Genomic DNA, 15,965 nt, shown 5'->3' with positions numbered 1-15,965 from the left:
TTTTGGGTTTGGATATACGAAAAAGAGCTGTAACGCTCAAGGTAGTAGTAAATACTACCTATTCGTTACAGCCCCTTTTAAGATTTTCTTTTTAATAAATAAATGTTTTTCTTATAAACAACAACATAGAGAACGACAGATAACACAACCGCAGAGAGTGCATCAATCATTCCATGCTGCTTAATCAAGAAAGTAGAAAGAATAATCCCTATCGTAAGAATTGTAGTTCCCTTCTTCATAATACTAGTTGCATGCTTTGATTTACTAAACGCCATGCACATACCAATAGAATTAAAGATATGAATACTAGGCAATACATTGGTTGGTGTATCAATCTTATAAAGTAAATCAACAAGTATTAACGCAATATTATTATGTTCTAATTGTTTTGGTCTAATATCTAAACCATTAGGATAGATTATTGATACTACTATAAAGAGTGTCATACCGGTAAATAGGAATGTGATCATCTGCAAGTATTCTTTCTTGTCTTTAAAGAAGAAATACCAGAAAGAGAAGAAGATATATCCAAACCAGCTGATATAAAAGAAAACAAACCACTCGTTAAATGGAATCATATGATCTATTGGTGTAGAGATCATATGATATTGCGTCACTGGTAAGAAATGTTCAATAAAGAAGAAACATAACAGATAAACTACAAAGTACAAAAGCGTCCACCAATAACGCCAATTCTTTTTCATTAGTTTTTAGAGAATTCTGATAAGATTAATTCCTTGTTCTTATCAGTCGCCCAGTTAATTCCCCATTGATTAGAGAAGAGTAATAAATACTTTCCTCTTAAATCCTGAACTCTCTTTGTATCTGAAGATAAATTCAAACTATATAGATCAATTTCTTCATTATCAATCCATCTAATGAACTGATATCCAAGAGGTTCTCTCTTAATATTTACGTTATATTCATTCTTTAAACGATATTCAAGTACCTCAAACTGAAGGACACCTACTACACCTACGATGATTTCTTCCATTGAACCACCAATTTCAGTGAAGATCTGAATAGCCCCTTCCTGAGCAATCTGTTCTACACCCTTAACGAACTGTTTACGCTTCATTGTATCTGTATTACGGATACGTGCGAAATGTTCAGGGGCGAATGTAGGAATACCTTCAAACTTGAATTTATGCTTAGGTGTACAGATTGTATCACCAATAGAGAAAATACCTGGATCAAAAACACCAATGATATCTCCAGAATAAGCTTCCTGGATTTCTTCACGATCATCAGCCATTAGCTGTTTAGACTGGCTTAATTTAATCTTCTTATTTCCCTGCATATGGAATACTTCCATACCCTTAGTGTATTTACCAGAAGTAATACGCATGAATGCCATTCTATCTCTATGTGCTTTATTCATGTTTGCCTGAATCTTGAATACAAATGCACTGAAGTCTTCATTAAATGGATCAATTGGCCCATCATCGCTCTGTTTTGGCTGAGGAGGCATAGAGTAATCTAAGAAATGATGTAAGAATGGTTCTACACCAAAGTTAGTTAAGGCACTACCAAAACATACTGGTGATAATTCTCCACGATGTACTCTTTCTAGATCAAATTCTGCACCAGCACCATCTAGTAGTTCCACATCATCCTGAAGAGTCGCATAATAATCTTCACCAATTTCTTTAATTAATTCAGGATCATCATAATCAGTAATGATTTCCTGTACTTCCTTCTTACCACCCTGTACTGGTACGAAACGAATCACTTTCTTAGATTCTCTTTCATAAACGCCTTTGAACTGTTTACCACATCCAATAGGCCAGTTAACAGGACATGTATCCATACCTAATTCCTGTTCAATTTCTTCCATTAATTCATAAGGGTCTTTGGCTTCTCTATCCATCTTGTTGATGAAAGTAAAGATAGGAATATGTCTCATTGCACAAACCTTGAATAACTTACGTGTCTGTGCTTCGACACCCTTAGATGCATCAATAACCATGACTGCTGAGTCAGCTGCCATTAATGTACGATATGTATCTTCTGAGAAGTCCTGATGGCCTGGAGTATCTAGGATATTGATACAGAACCCATCATAGTTGAACTGTAATACTGAAGATGTAACAGAAATCCCTCTCTGTTTTTCAATTTCCATCCAGTCACTGACTGCATGACGCATATTCTGCTTACCCTTAACCATACCGGCTTCCTGAATAGCTCCACCATATAATAAGAACTTTTCTGTTAATGTTGTTTTACCAGCATCTGGGTGAGAAATAATCGCAAACGTACGACGTTTACTTACTTTATCTACAAATTCTGACATATAGCCTCCTTAAATTACGAATTGACCATTTTTGAAGATCTGTACTGTTTTTCCATCTTGAGTCACAGCTTCAATATCAAGGTCTTTTGTTCCAATCATAAAATCAACATGTGTGAATGAATCATTGACACCATGTTTATATAGTTCTTCTTTAGTCATCTCATAACCGCCCTTAATACATTCATTAAAACCTTTACCAAGAGCAAGATGACATGCTGCATTCTCATCAAATAATGTGTTATAGAATAATAGCCCCATTTCTGATATAGGAGAATCAACTGGCACAAGTGCTACTTCACCTAAATAATGAGCCCCATCATCAGTATCAATGATGCTTGCAAGTACATCTTTACCAGTCTTAGCATCAAAGTCCACAACACGACCCTCATGGAATTGAATATAAAAATCATTGACGAGTGAACCACCATGGTTAAGTGGTAATGAAGAATAAACAATACCTTCTGTTTTACGATAGTCTGGAGAAGTAAAGATTTCTTCTGTAGGCATATTAGGGAAAGAATAAACTCCATCAGTTGTAAAGCTTCCTCCACCTGCAAATAAATAATCTTTATTCATATATACTTTTAAATCAGTTCCTAGACTATTTGTATAATGTAAGTAATCAATAGACATCTCATTAAGTGTCTTCACACGTTCTTCAAAAGATGCACGATGCATTTCCCAAGCATTTAATGGGTCTTTTGTATCTACATAACACACATGATAGATAGCTTTCCATAAGGCTTCTGTTGCCTCCTGATTATTCATATCAGGAAATACCTTATTCGCCCACTTAAGAGAAGGTGCACCTACAATACACCAGCGATCAATACCTAGATCTAAATGATCATAGAATGTCTTAGCCTGTTCATGCATAGTTTTACTGTAAGTAGCCATCTTTAAAGGATCAATACCTTTAAAACCATCAGGATTTTCTGATGTAATAGTAACTACAGCAGCATGTTCTAATGCATACTTATTACGTAGTTCAACTAAATAATCAGGAACCTTCTTGAAATAATCTACATCATTATGTTCATATCTAAGTCTTGTAATATCCTCATCTACATAATGTGCGATTACATCTAGAGCCCCTGCTTTATAGGCTTCTTTGGCGATAGCTTTCACTAAAGAGGCACATTCAACATCCGCAGTAACTACAAGTTTCTGACCTTTTTGAAGATTAACGCCCTTTTTTACTATCAATTCAGCATATTTATTCATCATATCAATACACCCCATCTCCATTATTCTAAGAATTTTATAATCTTTGTCAACAGAAAAAGCATAACATATTACGTGTTGAATTTCCATTTTTCTTGTTATTATTTTACACATGTGATATGATATGTATAGCAGTTACACAGGACATTTTGTATTGGTTTTTTATCAGTAGTACACTATCGATTGCAAAAGCCTATAATAAAGTTGCTTGATGTATTGCAATTTACAGGAGGTATGTCAGATGACAGGTAAAGTAAAATGGTTTAAGGCTGAAAAAGGTTATGGATTCATTACAGTAGAAGGACAGAGCAAAGATATCTTCGTTCATTTCTCTGCAATCAACGCTGATGGATACAAGACTCTAGAAGAAGGCCAGACTGTTGAATTTGACGTTGTTGAAGGCGATCGTGGACCACAGGCAGCTAACGTTACAGTAGTTGAATAATCACCTTAAAAAAAGGCTGATGCAATAAGCATCAGTCTTTTTTTGTCATATAAGCGATTAATAGTTTCATTGTGTTCTCTACTGCGTCTACATGTGAACGTTCCATACCATGACTTGCAGCCACACCTGGACCTATTAGTGCGCCTCTAATATCCTGACCGCCTCTTAAAGATGCAGAGACATCAGAACTATAAAATGGATAAATATCAACGGCATAAGATAATTCATTATCTTTCGCAAGATTAATAAGTTTTGTTGTCATCTGGTAGTCATAAGGACCACTAGAATCCTTAGCACAAATAGAAACATCTCTTTCAGTGCAGCTTAAGTCTTTACCAATACATCCCATATCCACTGCAATCACTTCTTTAATTTCTTCTGGGATATATGCACAGCCATGTCCTACTTCTTCATAAGTAGAGATTAAGAAATACCAAGTATCATGAGGAATAATAAATTCTTCCTTCATTGTCTTTAGTAAGCCATACAGAATAGCTACGCTTAGTTTATCATCTAAAAATCTAGATTTAATGAAGCCGCTTGGTGTAATTGTAGTTTTAGGATCAATACAAATATAATCTCCTGGCATGATACCTAATTCTTCTGCTTCCTTCTTAGATGACACACATTCATCAATACGTACATGCATTGTCATATCTGTTCTAGAGACATTCTTAGAATCGTCATAGACATGTGCACTTGGAGAATTAGAAAGTATAGTACCTGTATAAGTTCTGCCATCTCTAGTTACTATTTTACAATATTCACCATCTAATGTAGGAACAATAGGGCCTCCTACTAAAGTAAATGCAAGTGTACCATCTTCTTTGATACTTCTGACCATAAGTCCTAAAGTATCAACGTGGGCACATAATGCCTTTGTATGATGACCGATACCAGGCACCTTAACAATTAAGTTACCTTTATTGGTATGTATAGTTTCATAACCTAAGGCTTTGACTTCCTTTTCATAAAAATCAATAACTGCTTTTGTATATCCTGTAGGGGAATCAATTAAAAGCAGTTCTTTCGCAAATTCCATTACTTTTAATGCGTTCATATGAAACCTCTCTTTCTCACTTATTATAACATCTAAAAGAGATCAAGCATATTATCAAGATAGATTTCTTCTCTCACATGAATTGAATATTCTGGCTTCACCATATAATATAACAGAAACTCTAATACAAGAGCACTGCCTAGACTTCTGCCTTCTATCTTGAACTGTGTAAAGCCTAGCGGTCTATAAATAGACTGTATATCTTCAATACTAATAAATGAAGGATTATTCATAGCAAGAGAGAAACGATAGCCTTGCTTTGCATTTGGTGCTTTACAAATATGATCAGGGATATCTTTACCCAAATTCTGCAAACTCACCGTTTCATAACATTTCTTTCTATCCTGACATCCTACATAACAGCATTCATTACATAAGAATTCTACTTTATCCTTCTGTTTGATTGTAGATAATAATTTAAATTTCTTATTTAAGCGGAAATCAGGCACAACATAGCGGAACTCTTCTCTTTCGCATTCTTCTTTAAAATCATTAAAGTCAGTGATGACTTTAGTGGTAGAAGAGGCAAAATATAGATTTGGATATTTCTCCATCAAATAGTGTAATAAGAGATCAGAGTGTACAATCACACCATTGTTGCCTGCTTCATTAAATAACCTACACAATGTATTACATTTAGGATCTGAGAGATGTTCTTCTTCTAGCATAGAGTTACTAAAAGTAAGTCTTGCAGAAATATGATACGTCTTTATCAGGTCTAATACCTCACGAGGATTATCTTCCCCTTCTCCAAGTCTTCCTCCACCCCATAAACAGTCCATTGGAGCGCCATAAATAGAACCTATTTCACACCAGTCATAAAAATATTCTCTATGGTTGTAAAAAAGAGGAAGGAACTTCTTATATAGTTCATAAAATTCAAACAATCCTGGTAAATGAAAATAAGCTTTTTCCTTTTTTGACAATTCAATCACATCTTCCTATATTTTATTCTTTAAATGTTATCTAAAAATTTATGAGCCCCTTGTAAAAATAATTCATATCTTTTTTTGTGTTACCTCATTATCTTCTTCATTCCAGACTTCAAAGATATATTCTTTATTATTTTGAATTATAGAGCATAATTGCTTTGCAGTATAATATTCATCATTTAAGTTATATAGTTTTATAATTCGTTTATCTAAAGTTTTATTATAAACATCTTTACTAGTATATCCTTGTATATGCGTTAATGGATCAACACATTGTTCATGATACTTTTTACAAGGTTTACAAATGTCATCGCCACCAATTGTTAATTTTAAACCAACAGATGGATTATCAATAATTTCATTGGCAACCTTATAAAAATCATGTCCCATTTTTTCATCAGGAACAAATCTATCTATCCCAGATCCATATAATTTAATAATATCAATAAAATGATGTGGTTTAATTAAAATTGAGTCCATTAATTAATCTCCTTTTCTAAAATTCACCCTCTTTATATGCTCTTGCAATCACATAAGATGGTTCATAGAAAGCCCCATTTGTATAAGAATCAATTGTTTCACAAATTCTATCATTATAAACACGTATCATTCCAGATACATAGTCTTCATTGATTGATGCTGTATCTACAATTAAACGTGAATAAACTTTGCCCATATCTAGCGAAGTAGGTATGATGGTAGAAAGTTCACGATCAACATCCATGATATCAAATGTACCTTCTTCTAATGAATATTCTTTAATCCAGTCACTTGCCACTTTATCAGGGTTTTCACTATGCAATACATTTGCAAGGCTGATCAAATGATATAAGTTATCGTAACCTACCGCATTAACAACATATCTATTTCTTTGATGAAGCTTTCGTGCAACGCGTTCAATCATGGAGCACATAAAGAAAAGATCATTCTGCTTAATCTCTTCGTCTTCAAAATATTTATTTATCATAAAGAATAACTCCTTTTGAAATGAAGTTGTTTTAACGCATCCTCTGTACAAAATACAATTTGATGAGTCGGATACTTGAACTTAACAAGTTCCCAGAAAGCTTCTCTAGATATATCACCGCGTGCAAAATCATCCACATAATTCCAAATTGTATCATCAGCCATAGGTCCTTCCACACAATCATAATCATGTTTGATGCCTCGTCTACAGCTAACAACAAAGTCAAGCCATTCATCACTCATTTCATTAAATACAAGAATATTTAATAAGTGGTTTTCTACATATTCATAGATATTTACAACATGACCACGTGGTTTTACTAACGCCCAGCGTTTGGCTTGTTTTTCTAAACTTGTACAATAGAATCCATAGCCAAAATCCTTATAATAGCCATCTACAATAATTTTTGGTTGTTTTTTAATTGTAGTATCACCTTGAAAAAATTCTATTCAAATCATCCTTCCGTTAATTCTTCCAATACTTTTCTTACATTATGAGCCGCATCTTCCTGTATCTCAATAATACGTGCACCTCTTGATTTAGCCACCTCTCTTAAATCCACAGATATACCTGTATGGAATGAACATCCTACAACTAGAAATACATCTCCTGGTTGTAATGCATATACCATTTCATAAGCTAATTGATAATTTGGCGCTGGATCACCATAAAGAACTGGCTTATTGTATAAAGAATAAGCAATATCCATTTCATCATCTTCAGGAAGACCACCATGTAGTTCTAATGCATCACTACCTGCAAGTCTATGTAAGCCATCAATATTCATTGTGATAATAGGAATATGATACTCTGCCAAGGCGTAATGCGCATCATTTGGTTTTGCACCATTCATATTCGCTTTTAATTGTCTAATCACTTCATTGTACTCTTCATGATGTCTTTGTGCATAGCTTCTAAATAGCTTTTCTCTGACATCCGGCCTTTCCATAAATGTAGGAATATTACTCTGTTTAGATATTCCTGCACCTGTAAATGCGATTATCTTCATAACATCATCTCCTTGTGTTATATTATAGCACTTATAAAAGTCCTAATAAATCTTCTACCTTCTCTAGTATATAATTAGAATCACTCACGTCTTTGATTTCTACACTACCCCATTTTGCAAGCGCAAAATCAATGCCTGCATTTCTTGAAGCAAGAAGATCTGAATAAGCATCTCCAACATACATAACACCTTCCTTATTTAACTCCAAACGTTCCATACACAATAACAATGGTTCAGGATCAGGTTTATGTTTTGAGGTATCATCCTCTAGCACAACAACTTCCATACAATCATCTAGTCCTAAAGAAACTACATCAATATCATATTGCTTCTTATTCTTAGAAGAAACAACGCTAAATCTTAACTTTTCATGTAATGTCTTTAACACACCATCCATTCCTTCATACCTAGATAAAAAGCAAAATATTACACTTCTTCTAAAGTCCAGTTTCTCTCTTTTCTTCCTGAATAATCTTCTGTAATGGAATCATATTCATATCAATAGTATTTATTAGTATCAAAAATGAGATCTTTATATCTCATTATTTTCTCTCTATTTCTATTACATAAGGTGCATTCTTTTTATTCATCATCTTAAAACTTGATACATTATATGTATGTGTATCTAAATCTGATACATAGTTATCAATCCATAAAGCCTCTTCTTTACCCTGAGGATGTCCAATATAACAAGTTATAAAGATGACCTTTTTCATATGTTCAACCGCCTTAATAAGAGTTCTTTGAGTAACATCAAGTGTTGTTGTGATGTTATGATCACCTTCAGGTAAATAACCTAGATTAAAAATACCAATATCAAATGTATCAACATAATGATCAAAATTCTCATGAGAATCACGAATAAGGTGTGCTTTGTCTCCTACGAGTTCTTTTGTACGCTTGAATGCTTCTTCTTGTATATCAAAGCTATAGACTTCCTTGCAGCATTCAATTAAACTCTTTGTATCATGGCCATTACCCATTGTGAAATCTACACCTATTTCTAAATTATCATATGTATGCATACGTTCATGCACATACTCTACCATACTTAACATGTTTTTTTCTCCTTTAAAAAAATCCGGCAAATGCCGGATTCATTATGATTTTAATGCAGGAAGATCTCCTGTATAAAGACAATATTCTTCTAATGTCCAGTTGTTTTCATACATGATCTTAGCAGCTTTTTTACCTACATAGCGGAAATGCCAAGGCTCCTGTGTAATGCCTGTAATATTAGAAGTACCATCCGCAAAACGTAATACAAAGCCATATTTATGAGCATTTTTACATGCCCACTTATATTCTGATGTATCACCAAATACAAGTCTCTTACCTTCATCGACACTTTCTGAACTCATATCGATACCAAGTCCTGTCTGGTGTTCACTCGCACCAGGTAATGCAACGTGCTGAATTGCGTAAAGCTCTCCCCACTTCTGTTTATATTCCTTATAGATTTTACTCTGTTCATCATAAGAACGATAACCACTATTGATCATGATATAATAGCCTTCCTTTTCGCCTGCTTTACGCATAGCAAGAAATGCCTTATAAGCATCTTTTCTTAATTTTGGATGGTCACATTTCTTAGTGATATATTTCTTATCAGGTGTGACTAAATCAGCTGGTTTATAACTAGAAGGAAGGTATAAACCTTTCTTTACAAGAGTTGTATAACGTGCTGGATCAGTAATAGTATGTCTAGTCGCTTCTTTAGTAGAATCTCCAATAAATGGATAAGATGTACTTAATACAGCATAGTTATAATTCTTACTTGATTTATAAGCTTCTTCATATTTATCCATATCCTGGAACTTGAATCCAGATACAGCCATATAATTCTTCATCGTATTATAGCTATAGCCTTTTTCTAGAATATAATCTAAATCATCACTATCAGCTGTCTTTAAGATCGTCCAAATCTGTTTTTCAGTATACCCATTCTTCTTTAAAGCAGGAACCTGGTCATCTAACATTGGTGATAATGTATCTACTACATCAGCAGCTTTCATCTTCTTATGAAGAGACTGATATTGTTCAAAATCAGCATAATACTTAACATCCTTAGAATGTTTTAACCAAGAATCAACATGATCTAAATAATCATCATCAATCACAATCTTCACTTTATCACTTGTTAGCTTTAATACAGCAGACTGCTGCGACCATGAATAGCCTTTCATTGCAAGTCTAATACGTGAAAAGTTAAATGTGATTACTAATACAAGTACTACAACAACAGGAATAACAACCTTCAAGACATTATCCCATCTTATTCTTCTACGACGACTGTAAGGAGAATAATTATAATTTCTCTTTCTTCTCATAAGTTTTTTACCTCTTTCCTTATCACGAATAATAGTACCAAACAGGACATTATTTGTCCACACTCCATCCTTATTATCTCACATTTTCACATAATTTACATATTACTGTTTAATTAATCGAACACAATTGCAAAAAGGGTGATTTTATGATATCTTTTATTAAGTGTGAAAAGGAGGTTTCCCCAATGCAATTAGTCATTTATATATTCATTGCGTTATGTACTCTTGCAATCGCAATTTTATTTACTGAAGTTACAGGAAAATTATTCAAAGCATTACTTGCTTTAGTAGGTGCTGCTTCTACTGGTTACTCAATTGCTTTAGCTGCACGTATGATTGCAAAGTCTACTAAATGGTTCAGTAAACCACCACTAATGAATACTTTCTATATTTCATCTGCGATTGTATTAGTATTAATCATTATCGTTACAAAAGTTATCTTAAAAAAGAAAAACGGTTAAACCGTTTTTTTTTGCGCTAAAAAAGGAATGCCTCGCATTCCTTTAATAACATCTTCTTGCCTGGTAGAATTCTCTTTGCCAATAACCATTTCCTAATGTTGCAACCTGTACTGGTTTACCACTTGAAGGGGCATGTACCATACGGTTACCACCAATATAGATGCCGACATGATGAACACCAGAATATGAACCATTTGAACTAAATAAGATAATATCACCAGCCTGCATAGAACCACGATCCACCTGTGTTCCTACACCACATAATGTCTTAGTCGTATTTGATCCAATATTAACACCAGCCTGATAATGAGCCCAGTTAACTAGACCTGAACAGTCAAACTTAGTCCAGTTAGGGTTTGCAATCTGACTCATAGAGTGACATCCACCCCATGAATACATATAACCCTGACGAGTTAATGCCTTGTTCGCAATCGCAAGTCCTCTAGAAGACTGGTCTGGACTAGGTGTTGGTGTTGGAATTGTATTCCCTCCACCATTGTTTGATGAACCACTGTTGTTTGATGATCCTCCATTATTAGAAGAACCACTATTACTAGAAGAACTGCTGTTGTTCTTATTTGGTGTTGCATGTGTTACACCACTTACTTTAGATTCATCTGAAGCCTTACTTAGTTCAACTAAGTTCTGAGCAATTGTACCAATGTTGCTTTCATTATCAGATAAATCACTCTGCTTATCCTGTAAAGCCTTCTGTTCAGCTTCAAGTTTTGCAACTAATGATTTCTGTAATTCTTCAGCCTGACTCTTCTGAGCATTAAGTGCAGTCTGAGTATCTACAAGTGTCTGTTTCTGAATTTCTAACTGCTTCTGTTCTTCCTTGATTTCATTCATTAAATCTGTTTCATAAGAAGTTAAATCCTTAAGAGTTGCAGCTCTTGAGAAGAAATCTGAGAATGAACTTGCATTAAATAAATAATCAACATAGGCATTAGAATTCATCTGACTCTGCATAGAATAGATTCTATCCTTTAATAAAGCCTTCTTTTCATTCAGATTGTTTTCAGCATTTGTGATTGCAGTATTCATATAAGCAATCTTCTGAGTAGCTTCATTGATCTGACTATTTAAGCTATTAATCTTATCTGCTGCATCTGAAATAGATAGCTTTGCACTATCAACACTGCTCTGCTTGCGGCTGATTTCACTCTTTAAGCTTGCACTCTTTGTTTTTAAGTATTTATTAAACTCTTTACAAGTATTCTGATTTGAACGTGTAAGTGTCTTAGATGAACAAAGCTTATAATACTTTGTTTCCTGACCTTCAAATTTATTGGCCGCTTCTACTGTATTCACATTAGAAAAAGCAAGCGGAGTTACCATCGCACATGCAATAAGCAATGATACTATTTTATGTCCTCTTTTCACAAAATCACCTTCCTTTACGCACAGTTAATTATAACACAACTCCAATTAAAACCCAATGTCATATGTAAATTCACATAATCTTAAGAAGTTTTAGCCTTTCTGATTCTTCATGCTTCAAAACTGTCTTTTCGAGATAGTGACTCCAACAATCTGCATCTTTAATCAGTTCACTATATGCATCATCTTTGCGTTCTTTATGTGAATGATTACTGATTGCAGTTAGAATAATGTTCTTTTCTTCTTCGCTAAATATAGGATCCAGTAATTCTTTTGCCAATTTACTTGAACGAATGGCATGCTGGAAACTATAAGAATAAATAGGAACTGCAATATCATGAAGAAGACCGATAATAGCACATAATTCTTCATCTAGATTTCTTTCTTTTGCAAGTAATAAGCATAATGTTTCTACCTGAAACATATGTGCAATAGCTTCTCTTTTATAATACCCATAACTTTTTTCATCTAAAAGATGTAATACTTCATCACGTAAGCTAAAGTAACGATTCATCGTCTCAGTCCCTTAGGAAATAGGTTTTTAACCTGATTGCTTTCTTTATAGAAGGAAAGTGGATACCCATCTACAAAGATGACACCAAAGCCTTTTTCTCCTGTTCCTTCTAAAGTTTCACCATGGATATATTTCTTGATTTCTTCACTTTCACTTGGATAGTCATAACTTCTTTTTACATCTTGTTTAGTGAGAGTTAGGGCAAGAGAATAGCTAGGTATAAATCTATTCTTTCTCACTTCACCTAAATAAAGCCCATTACGTAATACTCTGATTCCTTTGAGTTCTGGGAAGTTCTTCTTAACTGCATAAAGATGTCCATTATTTTCTATGATGTATGAAGGTACTTTCTTATTGAGGTTTTCCTGATAGAAAGCTTTTAAGACCTTTAAGTCAGCCGGATTTACTTGAGACTTCATAGTACGTACTTGTTTTCTTGGACTATTACCTGGTTTTCTTAGCAAGGCGATAAAGTGCCCTTCTCCACGATAATGATGAGGATAACATCTCACCACTTCATCTAGATCAACACCTGGACATAAACCATGAGATTTAGTAAGAGGAAGTAATTCAAAGCCAAGTTGATCCACTGCATAATGAACCATTGCTTCATTTTCTTCATATGAGTAAGTACATGTAGAATAAATAACCATACCACCCTGCTTCAACATTTCATAAGCACCCTTTAAAAGATTCTTTTGAATATGAGCACATTCTAATACCTTTTCTTCACTCCATGTATCTATTGCCTGTTCAAGTTTTCTAAACATCCCTTCTCCACTACAAGGTGCATCTAAGACAATCTTATCAAATGCTTCCTGAAATTGTTTAGTAAAGCGCATGGGATCTATATTTGTGACTATTGTATTATCTAAACCAAAACGTTCAATATTCTCACTTAAAATACGGGCACGAGATGCTTCTATATCATTCGCAATTAATATACCTTCTCCAGTTAATCGAGATGCAATCTCACAGCTTTTACCTCCTGGTGCCGCACACATATCTAACACAAAATCATCAGGTTCAATAGGTAATGCATCTGCTACAAGCATCGCACTTGGTTCCTGGATATAATAAAGTCCTGCAAGAAAATAAGCACTTCTTCCTGGATGATAGTGTTCATCATAGAGATAACCATTTTCTACAATAGGATGATGTTCTACATAGTTCTTATCTAGTACTCTTTCTACATTTTTCTTATTTCTATTTAAATATAAACCTTTAACTGGCTTTTCTAACAAAGCCTTCTTAAAGTCATCATATTCATCTTTTAATAAAGACTTCATACGGGCATCAAATTGTTCCATAAATTCACGTCCTTTCTGAACTATTATACAAAAAAATAGATGTGTTGACTACTTTGGATATGCTACAATGTAAAAAGGAGGATTATTTAATGAGGTGTTCATGGGCTAAAAGTAAAGAAGCAATCAAATATCATGATGATCAATGGTGTAAAGAAACACATGATGAAATAATGTTATTTAAGATGCTTGTTTTAGAAGGCATGCAGGCAGGATTATCCTGGGATACTATTTTAAAAAAGGAAGAAGCTTATAATCAGGCATTTGATGATTTTGATTATCACAAGATTGCCTCTTATTCTAAAGAAAAAATAGAATCTCTCTATGAAGCTGAAGGGATTATTCATAATCGTTTGAAGATCAATAGTATTATAATCAATGCGAAAGCTTTTCTAAACGTGCAGGAAGAGTTTGGCAGCTTTGATCATTATATCTGGTCTTTTGTAGATTATAAGGTAATCGATCATCGTTATACAGAAGAAAAAGAGATACCTGCAAGTGATGCACTGTCTACTAAGATATCTAAAGATTTAAAGAAACATAGCTTTAAGTTTGTAGGTCCTGTGATTATTTATAGTTATTTACAGGCGATTGGTATTTATAATGATCATCTCATGAATTGTGAATGGAGGTAAAGGATATGACACGTATTGATGAAACTATTAAGAAACATGATAAGGGTTATAACTGTGCACAGGCTATTGCATGTACTTATTGTGATCTTGTAGGCATGGATGAGGAAACAATGTTTAAGGTAGCTGAAGGCTTAGGTCTAGGCGTAGGATGCATGGAAGGAACTTGTGGTGCTGTGACTGGTGCATGTCTTCTTGCAGGATGTAAGAATAGTACAGGCAATCTAGATAAGCCAAATAGTAAAGCAAGTACTTATAAGTTATCTAGAGAAATCATGCAAAAATTTAAAGAAAAGAACTCTACAACTACATGCAAAGTATTAAAAGGTGTAGAAACAGGTAAGTTGTTAAGAACTTGTCCTGACTGTATTAGAGATGCCGCTGCTATTGTAGAAGAAGTATTATTTAGTGAGGAATAGTCATCTATTCCTTTTTTTAGTGCAAAAAAAGCTGAGAATACATCCCAGCTTAATCGTTAATAATTGGTGCCCTTGACCGGACTCGAACCGGTACGGGTTTGAAGCCGGCAGATTTTGAGTCTGCTATGTCTACCAATTTCATCACAAGGGCATTGACAACGCTATTATTATAGTATGCATAGGAGACGTTTTCAAGAAAAAAATGGTTTATTTTGATGTGCTTCTCATGATTTTTTCAAGTACATATAGTATTTGAATTTATTTTCACTCATATAAGTAGCATAAAAAGAAATATTTTTATTTTTTTCTAAATGTATTCGCTTACTCTATAAAAATCATTGACATTTGGTTTTAAGGCTCTTATATTAGATTCATATACAAAAAAGACAACGAATTGAAAAGAACATTCAGTTTTTGGATTTACAGAGAGTTCCTAGTGCTGAGAGGGAATGATTCATGTGGATGAAATACATCAAGGAGTCGGGATATTGAAATGAAGTAGGTATCCACGGGTACGACCGTTATATCGTCAGAGTATGATAGTACTCACAGAGGTCTATATAGTGATGTATGGATAAAATAAGGTGGTAACGCGAAGTCCCTCTCGTCCTTATAATCGAGAGGGACTTTTTATATATCCAAAGGAGAAAAGATTATGATTATTGTATTAAAACCAAAATGTGATGAAAATGATATTAAGAAAGTAACTGACAAGATTGAAGGCTATGGTTTAGAACCGCATGTTTCTACTGGTCATGAAACAACTATTATCGGTGTAATTGGGGATACGACTAAAGTAGATCCTAGAGATATTGAAGTTTCACCTAATGTAGAAAAGGTTATGAGAGTTGAACAGCCTTATAAGCTTGCCAATAGAGCATTCCATCCTGAAGATACTATTGTGGATGTAGGTGGTGTTAAAGTAGGTGGAGGCCATATGGCTCTTATTGCTGGTCCTTGTTCTGTAGAATCAGAAGAACAGGTTATTG

The 15,965-nt window shown here is 34.1% G+C and carries 19 protein-coding genes, 1 tRNA gene, 1 pseudogene and 1 other annotated feature; of the genes and pseudogenes, 5 read left to right on the top strand and 16 right to left on the bottom strand.

All coding sequences use genetic code 11. The features are described from left to right. Window positions 1-77: 77 nt before the first annotated feature. The 3 genes from EAI80_RS08670 to EAI80_RS08660 are packed head-to-tail and all read right to left on the bottom strand — an operon-like array spanning window position 78 to window position 3,520. Window positions 78-671 (bottom strand): hypothetical protein, encoded by a 594-nt coding sequence (locus EAI80_RS08670; protein ID WP_238634536.1) that lies wholly within the window; start codon window positions 669-671, stop codon window positions 78-80. Between the two features lie 32 nt (window positions 672-703). Next, complete coding sequence (locus EAI80_RS08665) at window positions 704-2,293, bottom strand: peptide chain release factor 3 (protein ID WP_006505441.1); 1,590 nt, start codon at window positions 2,291-2,293, stop codon at window positions 704-706. A 9-nt stretch (window positions 2,294-2,302) separates the two neighbouring features. Next, the gene (locus EAI80_RS08660; RefSeq protein ID WP_129981713.1) at window positions 2,303-3,520 is read right to left on the bottom strand and encodes an aminopeptidase; all 1,218 of its coding nucleotides are present in this window, start codon (window positions 3,518-3,520) and stop codon (window positions 2,303-2,305) included. A gap of 238 nt (window positions 3,521-3,758) precedes the next feature. Here EAI80_RS08660 and EAI80_RS08655 point away from each other — a divergent pair, with 238 nt between their 5' ends. Then, entirely contained in the window at window positions 3,759-3,962 is a 204-nt protein-coding gene (locus tag EAI80_RS08655; protein WP_006505439.1) for a cold shock domain-containing protein, read from the top strand. A 31-nt stretch (window positions 3,963-3,993) separates the two neighbouring features. Here the strand turns inward: EAI80_RS08655 and EAI80_RS08650 are convergent, their stop codons facing one another. The 9 genes from EAI80_RS08650 to EAI80_RS08610 form a co-directional block, all read right to left on the bottom strand. Then, a complete protein-coding gene (locus tag EAI80_RS08650) occupies window positions 3,994-5,022 on the bottom strand; it encodes a M42 family metallopeptidase (protein ID WP_129981712.1) in 1,029 nt (342 codons plus the stop codon). Window positions 5,023-5,054: 32 nt separating this feature from the next. Beyond that, complete coding sequence (locus EAI80_RS08645; RefSeq protein ID WP_238634534.1) at window positions 5,055-5,957, bottom strand: hypothetical protein; 903 nt, start codon at window positions 5,955-5,957, stop codon at window positions 5,055-5,057. A 63-nt stretch (window positions 5,958-6,020) separates the two neighbouring features. Further along, window positions 6,021-6,434 (bottom strand): hypothetical protein, encoded by a 414-nt coding sequence (locus tag EAI80_RS08640; RefSeq protein WP_238634532.1) that lies wholly within the window; start codon window positions 6,432-6,434, stop codon window positions 6,021-6,023. Window positions 6,435-6,450: 16 nt separating this feature from the next. Beyond that, window positions 6,451-6,921, bottom strand: coding sequence for a hypothetical protein (locus tag EAI80_RS08635; protein ID WP_129981711.1), 471 nt, complete (start codon window positions 6,919-6,921; stop codon window positions 6,451-6,453). Then, a complete protein-coding gene (locus tag EAI80_RS08630; protein WP_129981710.1) occupies window positions 6,918-7,370 on the bottom strand; it encodes a DUF3990 domain-containing protein in 453 nt (150 codons plus the stop codon). The genes EAI80_RS08635 and EAI80_RS08630 overlap by 4 nt, the downstream gene beginning before the upstream one ends. 5 nt (window positions 7,371-7,375) lie before the next feature. Continuing rightward, window positions 7,376-7,930: a Sir2 family NAD-dependent protein deacetylase gene (locus EAI80_RS08625; RefSeq protein ID WP_129981709.1), complete on the bottom strand. Its 555-nt coding sequence runs from the start codon at window positions 7,928-7,930 to the stop codon at window positions 7,376-7,378. Window positions 7,931-7,961: 31 nt separating this feature from the next. After that, a complete protein-coding gene (locus EAI80_RS08620) occupies window positions 7,962-8,318 on the bottom strand; it encodes an HAD-IA family hydrolase (protein ID WP_238634530.1) in 357 nt (118 codons plus the stop codon). Window positions 8,319-8,472: 154 nt separating this feature from the next. Beyond that, the gene (locus EAI80_RS08615; RefSeq protein WP_129981708.1) at window positions 8,473-8,988 is read right to left on the bottom strand and encodes a class I SAM-dependent methyltransferase; all 516 of its coding nucleotides are present in this window, start codon (window positions 8,986-8,988) and stop codon (window positions 8,473-8,475) included. A 42-nt stretch (window positions 8,989-9,030) separates the two neighbouring features. Continuing rightward, complete coding sequence (locus EAI80_RS08610) at window positions 9,031-10,260, bottom strand: M15 family metallopeptidase (protein ID WP_129981707.1); 1,230 nt, start codon at window positions 10,258-10,260, stop codon at window positions 9,031-9,033. 185 nt (window positions 10,261-10,445) lie between these two features. Here EAI80_RS08610 and EAI80_RS08605 point away from each other — a divergent pair, with 185 nt between their 5' ends. Next, complete coding sequence (locus EAI80_RS08605; protein WP_022425871.1) at window positions 10,446-10,721, top strand: hypothetical protein; 276 nt, start codon at window positions 10,446-10,448, stop codon at window positions 10,719-10,721. Window positions 10,722-10,763: 42 nt separating this feature from the next. On the opposite strand, the gene EAI80_RS08600 is transcribed toward EAI80_RS08605, so the two are convergent. From EAI80_RS08600 to EAI80_RS08590, 3 genes are all read right to left on the bottom strand, one after another. After that, entirely contained in the window at window positions 10,764-12,107 is a 1,344-nt protein-coding gene (locus EAI80_RS08600; protein ID WP_129981706.1) for a C40 family peptidase, read from the bottom strand. A gap of 70 nt (window positions 12,108-12,177) precedes the next feature. After that, window positions 12,178-12,618: an HD domain-containing protein gene (locus tag EAI80_RS08595; protein WP_129981705.1), complete on the bottom strand. Its 441-nt coding sequence runs from the start codon at window positions 12,616-12,618 to the stop codon at window positions 12,178-12,180. Beyond that, window positions 12,615-13,928, bottom strand: a complete 1,314-nt coding sequence (locus tag EAI80_RS08590) for an RsmF rRNA methyltransferase first C-terminal domain-containing protein (protein WP_129981704.1) — start codon at window positions 13,926-13,928, stop codon at window positions 12,615-12,617. The genes EAI80_RS08595 and EAI80_RS08590 overlap by 4 nt, the downstream gene beginning before the upstream one ends. An 89-nt stretch (window positions 13,929-14,017) precedes the next feature. Here EAI80_RS08590 and EAI80_RS08585 point away from each other — a divergent pair, with 89 nt between their 5' ends. Beyond that, on the top strand, window positions 14,018-14,560 hold the full coding sequence (locus EAI80_RS08585; protein WP_129981703.1) for a DNA-3-methyladenine glycosylase I: 543 nt from the start codon (window positions 14,018-14,020) through the stop codon (window positions 14,558-14,560). 5 nt (window positions 14,561-14,565) lie between these two features. Further along, complete coding sequence (locus EAI80_RS08580; RefSeq protein ID WP_238634524.1) at window positions 14,566-14,976, top strand: C-GCAxxG-C-C family protein; 411 nt, start codon at window positions 14,566-14,568, stop codon at window positions 14,974-14,976. A 64-nt stretch (window positions 14,977-15,040) separates the two neighbouring features. Here EAI80_RS08580 and EAI80_RS08575 read toward each other — a convergent pair. Further along, window positions 15,041-15,127: transfer RNA gene (locus EAI80_RS08575), tRNA-Leu, on the bottom strand. Window positions 15,128-15,356: 229 nt separating this feature from the next. After that, window positions 15,357-15,591, top strand: a binding site (T-box leader). Window positions 15,592-15,631: 40 nt separating this feature from the next. Between EAI80_RS08575 and EAI80_RS08570 the strand changes: the two are divergent. Continuing rightward, window positions 15,632-15,965, top strand: a pseudogene (locus EAI80_RS08570) (3-deoxy-7-phosphoheptulonate synthase); the annotation flags it as partial.

Source organism: Catenibacterium sp. co_0103, assembly GCF_004168205.1.
GTDB lineage: Bacteria > Bacillota_I > Bacilli_A > Erysipelotrichales > Coprobacillaceae > Catenibacterium > Catenibacterium mitsuoka_A.
The sequence above is the reverse complement of the archived record's forward strand: the minus strand, read 5'-3'. Positions and strand labels throughout refer to the sequence as shown.

Bases quoted from the DNA above. Each gene is read 5' to 3' on its own strand.
- EAI80_RS08665 (WP_006505441.1), bottom strand. From the start codon at position 2,293: ATGTCAGAATTTGTAGATAAAGTAAGTAAACGTCGTACGTTTGCGATT.
- EAI80_RS08660 (WP_129981713.1), bottom strand. From the start codon at position 3,520: ATGATGAATAAATATGCTGAATTGATAGTAAAAAAGGGCGTTAATCTT.
- EAI80_RS08655 (WP_006505439.1), top strand. From the start codon at position 3,759: ATGACAGGTAAAGTAAAATGGTTTAAGGCTGAAAAAGGTTATGGATTC.
- EAI80_RS08650 (WP_129981712.1), bottom strand. From the start codon at position 5,022: ATGAACGCATTAAAAGTAATGGAATTTGCGAAAGAACTGCTTTTAATT.
- EAI80_RS08640 (WP_238634532.1), bottom strand. From the start codon at position 6,434: ATGGACTCAATTTTAATTAAACCACATCATTTTATTGATATTATTAAA.
- EAI80_RS08635 (WP_129981711.1), bottom strand. From the start codon at position 6,921: ATGATAAATAAATATTTTGAAGACGAAGAGATTAAGCAGAATGATCTT.
- EAI80_RS08625 (WP_129981709.1), bottom strand. From the start codon at position 7,930: ATGAAGATAATCGCATTTACAGGTGCAGGAATATCTAAACAGAGTAAT.
- EAI80_RS08615 (WP_129981708.1), bottom strand. From the start codon at position 8,988: ATGTTAAGTATGGTAGAGTATGTGCATGAACGTATGCATACATATGAT.
- EAI80_RS08610 (WP_129981707.1), bottom strand. From the start codon at position 10,260: ATGAGAAGAAAGAGAAATTATAATTATTCTCCTTACAGTCGTCGTAGA.
- EAI80_RS08605 (WP_022425871.1), top strand. From the start codon at position 10,446: ATGCAATTAGTCATTTATATATTCATTGCGTTATGTACTCTTGCAATC.
- EAI80_RS08595 (WP_129981705.1), bottom strand. From the start codon at position 12,618: ATGAATCGTTACTTTAGCTTACGTGATGAAGTATTACATCTTTTAGAT.
- EAI80_RS08590 (WP_129981704.1), bottom strand. From the start codon at position 13,928: ATGGAACAATTTGATGCCCGTATGAAGTCTTTATTAAAAGATGAATAT.
- EAI80_RS08585 (WP_129981703.1), top strand. From the start codon at position 14,018: ATGAGGTGTTCATGGGCTAAAAGTAAAGAAGCAATCAAATATCATGAT.
- EAI80_RS08580 (WP_238634524.1), top strand. From the start codon at position 14,566: ATGACACGTATTGATGAAACTATTAAGAAACATGATAAGGGTTATAAC.